The sequence below is a fragment of the Mycobacterium sp. 852002-51613_SCH5001154 genome, from assembly GCF_001667425.1.
Taxonomy (GTDB): Bacteria; Actinomycetota; Actinomycetes; order Mycobacteriales; family Mycobacteriaceae; genus Mycobacterium.
Genome location: NZ_LZII01000005.1, coordinates 82,221 through 98,693, shown reverse-complemented (window position 1 = coordinate 98,693; position 16,473 = coordinate 82,221). Strand labels below are relative to the sequence as shown.

The window sequence follows — 16,473 nt, the reverse complement described above, 5'->3', positions numbered from 1 at the left end:
GTCGCTGGTCTCGTGCGGATGAATGTCGCCGCCGCCGTCCGGACCCGCCGACGCGGCTACAACGGTTGGACCGGCGCGATCAACACCGACTACGACCCGCAGGACCCTGCCACTGCCGCGGACCCGTTCGACGCGTACCGCACCCTGCACCGAAGCGGCCGCGTGCACTACAACCCGAGGCGGGCCGCCTTTATCATCAGCCGCCTTGACGACGTGCGGGCCGCGTTGCGCGACACCGAACAGGTCACCAGCACCCAAGGGGTAACGCGCCTGCGGATGTCCGGCTCATTGGCGGTGCTCACCGATGGTGAGGAACACACCCGGCTGCGCAAGCAAGTCCAGCCCGGATTCAGCAAGGGCGCCATGAAGTCATGGCAGGAGATGACCGAGAAGCTAGCCATCGAATTGGTCACCGATGTGCTGAATGACCAAGGCTGCGATGTCGTGCAGCGCTTGGCCATACCGATGCCAATACGCTTGATCGCCCAGATCCTGGGCGTACCCGACACCGACGTCGGCGACTTTCGTCGTTGGTCCGAACGCGCCGTTGGAGTCATGGAACTGAAGCCCACGCTCTCCGGTGTCGTCGACGCGGCCAAGTCGATATCAGCGATGGTGGCGTTACAACGTTATTTCACAAGCCAATTCGCAACCGGCGGACTCAAAGGGTCCAACACCGTGCTCGGGCGGCTCATCGAGCACAACACCGACGGCAGCCTCACCGACACTCAGCTTCTGCTGATCGCCATCCACCTACTGATCGCAGGCAACGAGACCACGACCAACCTCCTGGGCGGAATGTTCGACACGCTCGCCCGCCATCCTGACCAGTACGACCTGATCCGCAACAACCCCGACCTCATCCCCCTCGCCGTCGAAGAGCAGTTACGGGTCACCACACCCATCCAAAACCTCTACCGCTACACCCGGGCCGACTACCGGATCGGCGACGTCACCATCCCCACCGGATCACGTGTGCTGCTGTCCTTCGGCGCGGCCAACCGAGACCCCACCGCGTTCGACGATCCCGACGAGTACCGCGCCGACCGCGACCCGCGTGCGCACGTCGCCTTCGGCTACGGCGCGCACATGTGCCTGGGAGCACTGCTGGCCCGAATGGAAGCCCAAGCCGTACTACGGCAACTCGTCACTCGCGTCGCCCGAATCACTCCAGCGGGTCCGACGCAATGGTCGAGCCACAGCTCGCTACGCGGACCGACCCGCTTGCCGATCCGCCTCACCCCCGCCTGACGTAGACCATTGCTGGTACGCCGAGGAGAGCCAGCCTCCTAAGTGGTCACTTCGAGCACTTGTATTTCGCCGGTCGTGCCGTCGACCTCGACAAGCGCGCCGGGCGGCAAAGTCTTGGTGGCGCCCGCAACGTCCACTACACACGGGAATCCGAACTCGCGGGCCACCACCGCGGCGTGTGACATCGGGCCGCCGAGTTCGGTCACCACGGCGGCGGCGTAGCAGAATGCCGCGGTGTATCCGACGTCGGTGACCTCCGCGACAAGGATCTCGCCGGGCTGCAGGTCGTCGATCGTTTCGGGCCGCACGATACGCACCCGGCCACGCACCTTCCCCCCGCACACGCCGACACCGCGCAGCGTTTCCCCGCTGGTGAGAGCCGCCGACGTCGTTGTGGTGGGTTGCCAGGTCCCACTGAACACGGTCGGCGGAACCACGGCGGCCAGCCGGCGTTGTTCGGCCCGGCGCCGGGCCACCAGCTCGCCCACATCCGGCGGCAGCGCATCGAGCTCGTCGACGAGCAGATAGAACACATCGTCGGCGGTATCGAATGTCCCGGCCTCGACCAACCTGCGCCCGTACTCGCGCATTAGGTTCCGTAACACCCAGTTGGCCCGCACCACCTTGTCGCGGCGTACCTCGCGGTCGCGGAGCTGTCGCGCTGCCAGCTGTGCGATCGGCTTGGCGTGCAGTGGAATCGGGGCTCGTTGCGGCTGGGGCGGCGGCGGGACACTCATGGCTCTGGTCACCATCCGGACCAGCAACTCGGGATCATCGGCGTAGCTGATCGACAGCATCTCGAGTTCGGCGGGGCCACGATGCCCGATCAGCGCAAGCTCGGCCAGTACGGCGGCGTGAAACTCCGGCGCCTCGACGGCCAGCTTGCCCAGCCGCTCACCCGGTTCGGCCAGCAGCGCTGTCACTTTCGGGTCGCGCTGTGCGGCAACCACCAACCTCCGCATTGCCTCGACCGAACGCGCGCTGACCAGTTCTGGGCCCGCCGGCGCAGCGGTGTCTCGACCACACAGACCGCGCAGCAGGACGTTGAACGCGGCGCACAACATGAACGACGCGGATGCCAGCACCCAGCCGTGCACCACGTCGTCGCGCGCCAACGAGATCAGGCTGAGCAGCCGGCCTTCGTCCAGCCGGGTGACGTCGTCGGCCAGGCGTTCCAGGTGATCAACATCGGCAACGAACTCGTGGGTGTCTTTGGACGAACCGCCGGACAGGCCGATGAGGTTGACGCCGAATACCCCGATGTTACGAACGGTCCGCAGTTGCTTTCGGATGCGGCTGGTTTCGGAGCGTGGGCGCTCCGCACCGAAGATCGGCAACGATGCCATGCTGGGGCCGAAGAATCCGCTGTTGCTGACGATCATCGCGGGCTTGGCAAACGGTACGGTTTCGGCCATGTAATGCGCCGAGGTGATGGCACCGTAGAGCCGGTGGGCGAAAACGGCGACGGTCCGGGTGGCGATTTCGCGCTGGACGATGCCGCCGGGCCGCAGCCGCTCGGCGATGGCCACGCCGCCGGCGCGCAGCCCGCGCACGGTCACCGATGCTGACGCCGGCGAAAACGGGCCCGGTAGCGCCTCCGACAAATTGGTGGCCAGGAAGGTCGGAAAGCGCGGGTCGATCGGGGTATCGAACTCGCCGTTATCTCCCACTGGGCCAGCCCAATTGGGTTTCACCCCGTCCTCGGTCGGTGCGTCAACGGAGGGGAGATCGCCGATGTGGGCCATCCGCCAGGGCACCGACACCACCCGCTTGCCCACCGTTACCCGGCCGCGCACCGCGAGCCCCAAATCTTCGACACATTCACCGGAGTTCCACGCCGGCCGGAATCCCCACTGCTCACGCAACCGCGCGGTATCCATGAACGCCGCGCCGTGCACCAGTTGCAGCTCGGCCAGCTCGAAGCCGAACCGCACGACCGGGCGTCCAAGCGCCGCGGCGAGGCGCTGGAACGTCAGCTCGCCCGAGGCCGCGAGATTAACGGGGCCAGTGCCGATTTCGGTGTCCACGATCGCCCGGTTGAATAGCCTGAGGGCGTCGTCGAGGTGCACGATCTGCATGAGACGGTCGGCCGACCCGTCGGGGAACACAGGCAGGGCCAGCAGCCGACGCACCCAGTTATCGACGTTTCGGCCGACAATCAGCGCGGAGCGGACCGCGACCCATTCCAGTCCCGACTCCTCGAGCATCTGCTCGACCCGGGCCTTGCATTGGCCCTCTGCGCTCACCGGCGTTCTCGCATCGTGCTCGGTCTTCGGCGCGTCTCCCCCACCGTAAACATGTGGCGACGATGCGAAAACGATCCTGCTGGCCCCGGTTTCGGCCATCGCCCGCAGAACGTTGCGGGTGCCTTCGACGTTGACCTGGTGGCTGATCCGGGCGTCGGCGCCCGGGCTGTTCGCCCACGCGCAGTGGGCGACGACGTCCGCGCCGGCGATCGCGCGGTTGACCGCATCGGCGTCCCGGACGTCGGCTGCGACGAATTCGGCTGCACTGGGCCAACTTTCGGGCCGATGACGAGCGAATCCGGTGACGTCGTGGCCCTGGCTGAGCAAGCGGAAGGTCAGGCCCCGGCCCAGCACGCCGCCGGCGCCGGTGACGGCGACTCTCACTGATTGGCCCTGTGCAAATTCATGGCTATTCGTCGTCGTCCATCAGCGCCGCGTTGACCAGATCCTCGAGGTCCATGTCCGCGATGTCCTTCTCCGAGGTCACCGGGGCGGCCGGCGACTGTCCGTCAGCTCGACCGCCGTCGGCCTCGTTCGCCAACGCGAGCAACAGCTCCAGCACCCCTGCCTGTCGCAGGCGCTTGACCGGGATCGACCCGACGGCGCGCTGGATTTCGGCTTCCCCGGGCGCGGCGGCGGGACTCTGTTGCTGGGCCGCACCGACGAGTTCCCGATGCATGTAACCGGCCAGCGCGGCGGAGTTCGGATAGTCGAAGATCAGCGTCGGCGACAGCGCCAAGCCGGTGGCTGATTTCAGCCGGTTGCGCATCTCCACCGCGGTCAGCGAGTCGAAACCCAGCTCCTGGAATGCGCGGTCCGGATCGATGGACTCTGGGCTGGAGTTGCCGAGGACGGTGGCGATGTTGGCACGCACCAAGTCCAGCAGAACCGCCTGTTGCTCGTCCTCGGGCAGCCCTTCGAGGCGCTGCAGCAGAGCCGATTTCGACTTCGCCGCGGCCAGCGAGTCGTCGACCTGCCGCCGGGTCGGCGCGTTGATCAGATCGACGAACATCGGCGGTAGCGTCCCGCCGTCGAACTTGACCCGCAAGGCGGCGAGGTCGATGTGGGCGGGCAACAGGAACGGCTCGTCCACGACGAGCGCGGTGTCCATCAGTTCGAGCGCCTCATCGGAGGACATCGCGACGATTCCGTCGCGGCCGAACCGCGCACGATCGGCGGCACCGAGCGCTCCGGTCATCGCGCTGGTCTGATCCCACAGACCCCAGGCCAGCGACATCGCGGGCAGCCCGTGCGTGCGCCGGTGCACGGCCAACCCGTCGAGGAACGAGTTCGCCGCCGCGTAGTTGGCCTGACCCGACGCTCCCGCCAGTCCCGCCATCGACGAAAACATCACGAACGCAGACACATCGAGGTCACGGGTCAGCTCGTGCAGGTTCCATGCGGCATCGACCTTGGCCCGCAACACCGCCTCCACCCGCTCGGGAGTGAGCGATGAGATCACCGCGTCGTCGACTACGCCGGCTGCGTGGATTACACCCGACAGCGGCCGTTGCACCGGAATATCGGCGATCACCTTGGCCAGTGCCTCGCGGTCGGCGGCGTCACACGCCACCACCTGCACCTGCGCGCCGGCGGCGTTGAGTTCCGTCACCAGTTCGGCGGCGCCCGGCGCGTCGAGACCGCGCCGGCTCACCAACACCAGGTTCCGTGCGTCGTGGCGCGTGACCACGTGGCGGGCCAATGCCGAACCCGCCATCCCGGTGGCGCCGGTGATCAATACAGTGCCGGCCGCCCAGGCGTCCGGCATGGTCATGACGACCTTGCCCACGTGGCGGGCCTGACTCAGATATCTCAGCGCAGCCGGCGCGCGGCGCACGTCGAACCTGGTCACCGGCAACGGCCGCAGCACGTCGTCACCGAACAATGTGGCCAGCTCGTCGAGTATCTGCGCGATCCGGTCCGGCCCGGCCTCGAACAGATCGAAGGCGCGGTAGCGGACACCGGGGTGTCCCTGAGCCACCGCTTCCGGCTCGCGCATGTCGGTCTTGCCCATCTCCAGGAACACGCCGCCGGGGGCGACCAGTCGAAGGGAAGCGTCGACGAAGTCGCCGGACAGCGAGTCCAGCACCAGGTCCATGCCGCGCCCACCGGTGACCGACCGGAACTTGTCCTCGAAATCCAGGCTGCGGGAATCCGAGATGTGATTCTCGTCAAAACCCATGGCCCGCAATGTGTCCCACTTACCGCGGCTGGCGGTGGCGAACACTTCCAGGCCCAGGTGGCGGGCCAGCTGCACCGCGGCCATTCCCACCCCACCGGTGGCGGCATGGACGAGCACCCGCTGGCCCCGCTTGGCGGTGGCCAGGTCCACCAGCGCGTAGAAGGCGGTGGCGAACACCACCGTCGTGGTGGCGGCCGCGGTGTGCGACCATCCAACCGGCACCTTGGCGAGCAGGCGCTGGTCGGTCCTGCCGATCGTGCCCGTGCCATCGGGGAACAGGCCCATCACGCGGTCGCCGACCGCGAAACGTCCACTGTCCGGACCTGTTTCGATGACAACGCCGGATGCCTCGATGCCCATGACGGCGTCCGGGTCCGGGTAGAGCCCCAGCGCGATCATCACGTCGCGGAAGTTGGCGGCCAGGGCCGAGAGGGCGACCCGAACCTGCCCGGGCGCCAGCGGGGCGTCGGCGTCCGGGATGCGTTCCAACCGCAGATTCTCGAACGTGCCGTAACTGCTCATACCGAGTCGCCACGGCCCATCGGCCGGGGGGACCAGCAGGCCAACGACGGCGCGACTGCCATGCACCCGCGCGGTGTACACCGCGCCGCCGCGCAGCAATACCTGCGGCTCGCCCACCGACAACGCCGCTCCGACGGACTCGTCGTCCAACCGGCCATCGGTGTCGACGAGCACGATGCGGCCGGGGTGCTCGGTCTGCGCCGAGCGCACCAGTCCCCACACCGCCGCGCCCGCAAGATCGGTGACGTCCTCCCCCGGCAACGCCATCGCGCCGCGGGTCGCCACGACCAGGGTGCCCGCGCCGTCGCGAGCCAGCCAGGATTGCAGCACCGGCAGGACCGCGCGCGTGGCCGCGTAGACGTCGGCCACGACATCGTCAACCACCGGCACCGATTCGAAGACCACCGCCGACGGCTGCGTCGTGGAGTCACCTGATTCCGTTGCGCCCCAAGGCGATACCGCGACAGGCTGCACCGACGTCGACCGCTGCGCCGACCAGATGACCTCGAAGAGCCGGTCCGGTCCCGAACTCGAGACCGCCGCCAGCAGCTGCTGGTCGGTCACCGGCCGGGCCACCATCGACGCCACCGAGAGCACCGGCAGCCCCAACCCGTCCGCAAGTTCGATCGACACCGCCGAATCACTCACCGGCACGATCCGCGCCCGCACCGCCGTCGCGCCCGCGGCGTGCAACGAGACCTGCTGCCAGGAGAACGGCACCAACATCGAACCTTCGGGCAGTTCGTCGCCATCGGACGACAAGATCACCGCGTGCAGTGCCGCGTCGAGCATCACCGGGTGGACGCCGAACCCGACCGCCGAAACCCCCGTGTCCGCGGGCAGGGTCACCTCCGCGAACACTTCGTCACCGCGACGCCACATCGAGGTCAGGCCGCGGAACGCGGGGCCGTAGCCGTATCCGCGCTGGGCCAGGCGTTCATAGCCGTCGCCGACGTCGACCGCGGTGGCACCCATCGGTGGCCACACCGACAGGTCCGCGCTCGGCTGCACCTCGCCCGCACGCAGGACGCCCTCGGCGTGCAACGACCAGCCTGAACCCGCGTCGGCACGCGAAAAGACCGACACCGCACGGGCACCCGATTCGTCGACGCCGCCGACGACGACCTGCACCGCGACCGACCCGGAGCCCGGCAATACCAGCGGCGCCGCCAGATTCAGCTCATCGACAACGCCGCAGCCCACTTCGTCACCGGCGCGGATCGCAAGCTCCACGAATCCGGCACCGGGAAACAGCACCACGCCACCCACGGCGTGGTCGGCCAACCAGCCCTGCGCACTGGGCGACAACCGGCCCGTCAAGACCACCCCGCCGGACGCCGGCAGTTCCACCACCGCACCGAGCAGGGCGTGCTCGCCGGGCGCGAGCCCCAACCCCGCGGCGTCGACCGTGGCACCGTCGCCGGAGAGCCAGAACCGCCGGCGCTCGAACGCGTAGGTGGGCAGTTCCACGAAATTGGCTTTGCCGATGGCGCCGCGCCAGTCCACGTCCATGCCGGCGACGAATCCCTGCGCGACCGCGGTGGTCAGGGCCACCGGTTCCGGGCGGTCCTTACGTAGCGCCGACATGGTTGTCACCGCAGCGTCGGGGAGCGATTCTTCGATCGATGCCGTCAGCCCGCTGCTGGGGCCGACCTCGAGGAAGCGGTTTGCGCCGGCCGAATGCACGAAGCGCACGCTGTCGGCAAACCGCACGGCTTCGCGAATGTGCCGTTTCCAGTAGGCCGCCGAAGCGAAGTCGTCGGCCGCAAGCTGGCCGGTCAAGTTCGACACGATCGGTATCGTCGGGCTGCCGATGGCCAGCCCGGCCGCGACCGTACCGAATTCGTCGACCATCGGATCCATCAACGGTGAGTGGAACGCGTGGGACACCGCCAACTGGTGGACACGGCGCCCGTCGGCGCGAAGTTGGCCCGCAATCGCGGATACCGTGTCCTCGACGCCTGAAATGACCACCGACGTCGGCCCGTTGACGGCGGCGATGCCGACGCCGGGAACCAGCAGCGGGCGCACTTCCTCCTCCGTGGCCTGCACGGCGATCATCGCCCCACCCTCGGGCAGGGCCTGCATGAAGCGGCCGCGAGCGGCGACCAGTACCGCCGCGTTCTCCAGCGACAAGACACCGGCGACGTGCGCGGCCGACAGCTCACCGATCGAGTGCCCCAGCACGAAGTCGGGGTGGACGCCCCAGGATTCGAGCAACCGGAACAGGGCGACTTCCACCGCGAACAACGCGGGCTGGGCGAATTCGGTGGTGTTCAAGATCTTTTCGTCGTGGCCCCACATGACTTCGCGCAACGGCCGCAGCAGATGCCGATCCAATTCGGCCACGACGGTGTTGAACGCCTCGGCGAACACCGGGTAGGCGGCGTGCAAACCCATGCCCATGCCGAGCAGTTGGGCGCCCTGGCCGGGGAAGACGAAGACCGTCTTACCGCCGGGCGTGACCGTGCCCTGGACGACCGATCCGAGTTCACCGCCGGCCAACTCGTCGAGGCCGGCCAGCAACCGCTCGCGATCACCACCGACGACGACGGCACGATGCTCGAAGTTCGACCGGCCCGCCAACGACCACGCCACATCACCGGCGTCGAGGTCACCGCGCTGGCGTAGGTACTCGGCGAGCCGCGCGGCCTGAGAGCCCAACGCCGGCAACGATTTCGTCGACACCACCCACGGCAACACCGGCGCCGTGGCGCGTTCCACCACGGCCGCGGCCTCGACGGGCGCGGCCTCGATGATCACGTGCGCGTTGGTGCCGCTGATCCCGAATGACGACACGCCGGCGCGGCGCGGACGTTTCGCGCTCCAGGGCTGCGGCTCGGTCAGCAACGCCACCGATCCCATCGACCAGTCGACGTGCGGGCTGGGTTCGTCGACGTGCAGCGTCGCCGGCAGCAGGTCGTGACGCATCGCCAGCACCATCTTGATCACCCCGGCCACACCGGCAGCGGCCTGCGTGTGTCCCATGTTCGACTTGATCGACCCCAACAGCAGCGGCTCGCCGCGGTCCTGCCCGTAGGTGGCCAGCAGCGCTTGTGCCTCGATGGGATCGCCCAACGTGGTTCCCGTGCCGTGGCCTTCGACCACGTCGACCTCGGCCGCGGACAATCCGGCATTGGCCAGCGCGGCGCGCACCACTCGCTGCTGGGACGGACCGTTGGGCGCGGTCAAGCCGTTGGAGGCGCCGTCCTGGTTGATCGCCGAACCCCGCACCACCGCCAGCACGGGGTGACCCAGTCGCTGCGCATCCGACAAGCGCTCGAGGACGAGCATGCCGCCGCCTTCGGAGAACCCGGTGCCGTCGGCTGCCCCCGCGTAGGCCTTGCACCGGCCATCCGCGGACAACCCGCGCATGCGGCTGAACTCCACGAAGATGTCGGGTGTGGCGTTCACTGTGACGCCGCCGGCCAGCGCCAGGTCGCACTCGCCGGAGCGCAGCGACTGCGCCGCCATGTGCAACGCCACCAACGACGACGAACACGCCGTGTCCACCGACACCGCCGGCCCCTCCAGCCCCAGCACATACGACACTCGGCCCGACGCGACACTCGACGACTGCCCGGTCAGGCGGAAGCCCTCCGCGGCCGGGGCGGCGCCCATGCCGTAGCCCTGCGTGTAGACCCCGGCAAACATGCCCGTCGCGCTGCCCCGCAACGCACCGGGCTCAATCCCGGCCCGCTCCAAGGCTTCCCATGACAGCTCGAGGAACATCCGCTGCTGGGGATCCATGGCCAACGCCTCACTCGGCGCGATGCCGAAGAAGGCGGGGTCGAAGTCCGCGACTCCGTCTACGAAGCCTCCGGTGCGGGTATAGCAGGTGCCCGGAACATCGGGATCCGGGCTGTAAATGCCGGCCAGATCCCAACCGCGGTCGGAGGGGAACTCCGAGAGCACGTCGCGGCGCTCGATGAGCATCTGCCACAAATCGTCGGGAGAATTCACCCCGCCCGGATAGCGGCACGACATGCCGATGATCACAATCGGGTCGTCGCCGACGGCGCGAACGACCGGGGCGGAAGTGATTTCTTGTGGCACCCCGGCAAGTTCGCTGCGGATGTAGCCCGCCAGCCCGTTCGGTGTCGGGTAGTCGAAGATGAGGGTGGGTGAAAGCGCCAGCCCGGTAGCCGTTTTCAGCCGGTTACGCATTTCGACCGCGGTCAGTGAGTCGAAGCCCAGATCCTGGAACGCCTTGTCCGGGTCGATCGCTTCGGGCGTGGTGTTACCCAGCACCGTGGCGATGTGTGAGCGGACCAGGTCCAGGAGTACCGCGTGCTGTTCCGGTTCTGGCAACCCGTGCAGACGGTGCGCCAGAGCCGATTTCGATTTCGCGGCAGCCAGCGAGTCGTCGACCTGACGCCGCGCCGGCGCGTTGACCAGGTCGGCGAACATCGGCGGCACCGCGGCAGCGTGAGCACGCAACGCGTTCAGGTCGATGCGGGCGAGCGCCATGAACGGCTCGTCGACAATCAGTGCGGTGTCGAACAATTCCATCGCCTCGTCCGAAGACAGGGCCAGGATCCCGTCGCGACCGAGGCGGGCGAGGTCGGCCGCGTCCAGCCCACCGGTCATGGCGCTGGCCTGATCCCACAGCCCCCATCCCAGTGAGACCGCGGGCAGCCCAAGGGCCCGCCGATGCGCGGCCAACCCGTCCAGGAAAGAGTTGGCCGCCGCATAATTACCCTGCCCCGACGATCCGACCAGGCCGGCCATGGACGAGAACATGACGAACGCCGAAACGTCGAGATCACGAGTGAGCTCGTGCAGGTTCCATGCTGCATCCACCTTGGCGCGCAACACCGCATCGACTCGGTCCGGAGTCAACGACGTGACGACCGCGTCGTCGAGCACACCGGCGGCGTGGATCACCCCGGTCAGCGGTTCGCTCGCCGGAATATCGGCGATCGCCGCGGCCAGCGCCTCCCGGTCGGCCGCGTCGCACGCGACCGCGCGCACCCGGCAACCGGCTTCTTCCAATTCCGCGATCAACTCGGCGGATCCCGGCGCATCAGGGCCACTGCGACTCAGCAACACCACGTTCCGCACACCGTGTCGGGTGACCAAGTGGCGGGCCAGCGTCGAACCCGCCATTCCGGTGCCACCGGTGATCAGCACGGTGCCGGCCGCCCAGGTGTCCGGAACCGTCATGACTACCTTGCCGACGTGGCGGGCCTGGCTCAGGTACCGCAACGCCGCGCGGGCGCGTCGAATGTCGAAGGTGGTCACCGGCAATGGTCGCAGCACACCGGCGTCGAACAGCCCGGCCAACTCGATCATCCACTGATTCATGCGGGGACGGCCGGGCTCGAAGAGGTCGAAGGCGCGGTAGCGCACGCCCGGATATTCCTGGGCGATCACGCCCGGATCGCGGATGTCGGTCTTGCCCATCTCCAAGAACACGCCGCCGGGGGCGACCAGCCGCAGGGAGGCATCGACGAAGTCGCCGGCCAGTGAATCCAGCACCACATCCATCCCGCGGCCACCGGTCACCGCCCGGAACTTGTCCTCGAACTCCAGGCTGCGGGAGTCCGAGATGTGGTCGTCGTCGAAGCCCATGGCCCGCAACGTGTCCCACTTACCCCGGCTGGCAGTCGCGAATATCTCGAGACCCAGATGCCGGCCCAACTGGACCGCGGCCATGCCGACCCCGCCGGCGGCCGCATGCACCAATACCCGCTGGCCCGGCTTGACATCGGCCAGGTGGACAAAGGCCATGTAAGCGGTGGTGAAGACGGCCGAGATGGCGGCGGCCTCGGCGTATGACCAGTCCGCAGGCATAGGCTGCAGCAGGCGTACGTCGCCGGCGACCAACGTGCCGCTTCCGTCGGGGAAGAAACCGTAAACCAAGTCGCCGACGGCGAATTCGGTGACACCCGGGCCGACCTCGACCACCACGCCGGCGCCTTCGCCGCCGAGTAGCGCGTCGTGGGTGAACATGCCCAGGGTGATCATGATGTCGCGGAAGTTGGCGGCGATAGCGCGCAAGGCCACCCGAACCTGACCCGGCTCCAATGGCGCGTCGGCGTTGGGAACCGGCTCCAGCCGCAGGTTTTCGAACGTGCCGGCGTTGCTGATACCCAGGCGCCAGGGTCCCTCGTCCGGGGGAACCAAGAGATCGTCGACCGCGCGGCTGGGCCGCACCCGCCCCGTATGGACCTGACCGTTGCGCAGCAATACCTGCGGCTCCCCGACCGCGAGCACTGAAGCGACCGCCTGAGCATCCAGCGGCACATCGGAATCCACCAGGACAATGCGACCCGGATGCTCGGTTTGCGCCGAGCGCACCAGACCCCATACCGCCGCGCCGGGCAGATCGGTGACGTCCTCCCCCGCCAATCCCACGGCGCCGCGGGTCACCACGACCAACACACCGGCGTCGCGCTCGGTCAGCCACGACTGCACGGCGGCCAGCGCCCGGTGGGTACGCTCATACGTTGCGGTGACCGGATCCTGTTCGGTGCCAACCCATTCCAGAATCTCGTAGGCCGCTGCCGGGTTCGCCGTGGCCGGCACGGTTGCCGGCGACCACGCCAGTTCGAACAGTCGCTCGGGCCCCGAGCTCGACACCGCCGCGCGCAGTTGCCGCTCACTGACCGGGCGGGCAACCATCGCGCCCACGGACAACACCGGCAGGCCCAGCCCGTCGGCGAGCTCGATCGAGATGGAGGCGCCCCCACCGGTCTGTGTGCCCCGGCTGGTGGGCGCAATCCGGGCGCGGACCGCGGTCGCACCCGCGGCGTGCAGCGAGACGTCCTGCCACGAGAACGGCAACATCACATCGACGGGCTGGCCCGCCGCCTGCTGGGCCATGATGACGGCGTGCATCGCCGCGTCGAGCAGGGCCGGGTGCACGCCGAACCCGCTGGCGCCTCCGGCCGCGTCCGGCAGTCGCACCTCGGCGAACACCTCGTCGCCGCGGACCCACGTCGCGGTCAATCCCCGGAACGCCGGGCCGTAGCCGTACCCATGCGCTGCCAGGTGGTCGTAGCCGTCGGCCACGTCCACCGCGACCGAGCCCTCGGGCGGCCACACTGACAGATCGGCGCCGGGCTCGATCGATCGGGAGCTCAAGACCCCCTCCGCGTGACAAATCCATCCCGAACCGGCGTCGGCGCGGGAAAACACCGAGACTGCGCGCCGTCCCGAATCGTCACTGGGACCGACGACGACCTGCAGGGCAACCGAACTGGAGGCAGGCAGCATCAGGGGCGCCTGCAGCGTCAATTCGTCGACCACCGAACAGCCGACTTCGTCGCCGGCCCGGATCGCCAACTCGACAAACCCCGCGCCCGGGAACACGGCCGCGCCGGAGACCGCGTGATCGGCCAGCCACCCCTGCAGGCTGGGCGACATACGGCCCGTCAGCAGCACCCCGTCGGAAGCCGGCAGCTCGACGACCGCGCTGAGCAACGCATGCTTGCTGGTCTCGAGCCCCAAGCCCGCGGCGTCGGCTCCGATGCCCTCGCCGGACAGCCAAAACCTGCGCCGGTCAAAGGCGTACGTCGGCAGCTCCACGAAGCCCGCCCCGGACAACACACCACGCCAGTGCACGCTCACACCGGCCACGAATGCGGCGGCGGCCGACGTGACGAACCGCTCGAGGCCGCCGTCATCGCGGCCCAGGGTGGGAACCACGATGACCTCGGGGTCGCCGACCGAGTTTTTCAGGCAGTCGTTCACGGTGTCTTCTATGCCGGCGATGAGCGCGGGATGCGGACTGGATTCGATGAACGTGCGATACCCGTGCTCGCATGTGGCCCGCACCGCTTGGTCGAACTGCACGGTTTGCCGGATGTTGCGGTACCAGTACGCTGCATCCAAACCGGCGGTGTCCAAACGGTTTCCGGTCACCGTGGAAAAGAAGGCAATGCGGGAGGAACTCGGCTCGATGCCGGCCAGTGCCTCGGCCAGCTCATCCCGGATGGCCTCGACCTCGACCGAATGCGACGCATAGTCCACGTCGATCCTGCGAGTGCGCAGCTCCAGGTCGGCGCAGAACCCGACGAGTTCGTCAAGCGCGGCCACCTCGCCCGATACCACTACCGCCGAGCGGCCGTTGACGGCGGCGATGCTGACGCGATTGCCATAGGGCGCCAACAGTTCCCGTGCGCGTTCGGTGCTGCAAGCAATGGAGAGCATGCCACCGGAGTGGGCCAGCGACCGCAACAACTTGCTGCGCAGCGTGACCACCCGAGCGGCATCGCGCAGCGACAGCGCGCCCGCGACATACGCCGCGGCGATCTCCCCCTGCGAATGGCCGATCACCGCGTCCGGGTTGACTCCGACCGATTTCCACAGTTCTGCCAGCGACACCATCACCGCGAACAGCACCGGCTGCACCACGTCCACGCGATCCATGCCGGGGGCGCCCGGGACGCCACGCAGGACATCGACCAGCGACCAGTCGACGAATTCCGCGAACGCCTCCGCGCACGCGTCGATCTGCTGCGCGAATACCGGTGCGGTGTCCAGCAATTCGATGCCCATGCCCAGCCATTGGGAACCTTGGCCGGGGAACACGAAGACGTTCTTGCCCGCCGGCACCGCGCTGCCCTGAATGACCGTGCCGGCCGGGTCGTCACCGGCCAGCTCGTCCAGCCCGGCGAGCAACCGCTCCCGGTCGCCACCGACCACGACGGCCCGATGCTCGAAGGTCGCGCGCCCCGCCAGCGTCCAGGCCACGTCGGCGACGTCCAGCTCGCCATGGCCGCGCAGATGTCCGGCGAGCCGGGCCGCCTGAGACCTCAACGCCGGCAACGATTTTGCCGACACCACCCACGGCACCGCAACGGGCTGCGGGCGGTCCGCCAGCGGCTCGGGCGACGGGACCGCCTCGATGATCACGTGTGCATTCGTGCCGCTGATCCCGAACGACGACACGCCCGCCCGTTGCACGCGCCGACTCGCCGGCCACGGCTGCGCCTCGGTCAGCAACGAGACCGCTCCCGCCGACCAATCGACATGCGGGCTGGGCATGTCCACATGCAATGTCGCCGGCAACATTTCGTGCCGCATGGCCTGCACCATCTTGATCACACCGGCCACGCCCGCCGCGGCCTGCGTGTGACCCATGTTCGACTTGATCGACCCCAGCCACAGCGGCTCGGACCGGTCCTGGCCGTACGTGGCCAACAACGCCTGGGCCTCGATGGGGTCGCCCAACGTGGTTCCGGTTCCGTGGCCTTCCACCACGTCGACGTCGGCCGCCGACAAACCGGCATTGGCCAGCGCCGCACGCACCACCCGCTGCTGCGACGGACCGTTCGGCGCGGTCAGCCCGTTGGATGCACCGTCCTGATTGACCGCCGAGCCGCGCACCAGCGCCAGCACCGGATGACCCAACCGCCGGGCATCCGAGAGCCGCTCGACGACGAGCATCGCGCCGCCCTCCGACCAGCCGACGCCGTCGGCCGCTCCGGCGTAAGCCTTGGACCGTCCGTCGGGGGCCAACCCCCGGTGGCGGCTGAATTCGACGAAGACCGTCGGGGTCGCGTTGACGGTCGCGCCGCCGGCCAGCGCCAGATCGCACTCCCCCGAACGCAAGGACTGCACCGCCATGTGCAACGCCACCAACGACGACGAACACGCAGTGTCCACCGACACCGCCGGGCCCTCGAGCCCCAGCACATACGACACCCGACCGGAAGCGACGCTGGATGTCATGCCGGTCAGCCGGTAGCCCTCGATCTCCTCGGCGAGCATGCCGTAGCCCTGGACGATGAGCCCGGCGAACACGCCGGTCGCGCTGCCCCGCAGCGCGCTGGGGTCGATGCCGCCCCTTTCCAATGCCTCCCACGACAGTTCCAGCAACATCCGATGTTGCGGGTCCATCGCGAGCGCCTCGCTCGGCGCGATGCCGAAGAACGCCGGATCGAAGTCGGCGACACCGTCCACGAAACCGCCGGTCCGCGCGTATGTCTTGTGGCGGGCGTCGGGGTCGGGGTCGTACAGGCTCGCCAGGTCCCAGCCGCGATCGTTGGGGAACTCCGTGATCACATCGCGGCCGTCGGCCACCATCTGCCACAGCTCTTCCGGTGTCTCGACTCCGCCCGGGAAGCGGCAGGACATACCGACGATCGCGATCGGCTCGCTCGACCGCTCCAGCAGCGCACGATTGGTGCGTTTCAGGCGCTCGACCTGGACCAGCGCTTTGCGCAGCGCTTCGGTCGCATGCTGGAGTTGATCCACCATCACTACCTCTCGCCTAACTTGGCCGTCAGCTGCCTCGATGCGACTCTCGCCGAGTCACGGAAT

Annotated in this window: 3 protein-coding genes; 1 reads left to right on the top strand and 2 read right to left on the bottom strand. The window is 68.4% G+C overall.

The genetic code is table 11. The features are described from left to right. Positions 1-18 precede the first annotated feature (18 nt). Positions 19-1,251: a cytochrome P450 gene (locus A5750_RS00855; protein ID WP_082959016.1), complete on the top strand. Its 1,233-nt coding sequence runs from the start codon at positions 19-21 to the stop codon at positions 1,249-1,251. 38 nt (positions 1,252-1,289) lie between these two features. Here A5750_RS00855 and A5750_RS00850 read toward each other — a convergent pair whose 3' ends face one another. Together A5750_RS00850 and A5750_RS00845 are read right to left on the bottom strand one after the other, a co-directional pair. After that, positions 1,290-3,881: a sugar epimerase family protein gene (locus A5750_RS00850; RefSeq protein WP_067260657.1), complete on the bottom strand. Its 2,592-nt coding sequence runs from the start codon at positions 3,879-3,881 to the stop codon at positions 1,290-1,292. Positions 3,882-3,906: 25 nt separating this feature from the next. Next, a complete protein-coding gene (locus A5750_RS00845; protein ID WP_067260652.1) occupies positions 3,907-16,410 on the bottom strand; it encodes a type I polyketide synthase in 12,504 nt (4,167 codons plus the stop codon). Positions 16,411-16,473: the final 63 nt, after the last annotated feature.

Excerpts from the sequence above, each read along its gene's own strand:
- A5750_RS00855 (WP_082959016.1), top strand. The coding sequence starts at position 19 with ATGAATGTCGCCGCCGCCGTCCGGACCCGCCGACGCGGCTACAACGGT.
- A5750_RS00845 (WP_067260652.1), bottom strand. The coding sequence starts at position 16,410 with ATGGTGGATCAACTCCAGCATGCGACCGAAGCGCTGCGCAAAGCGCTG.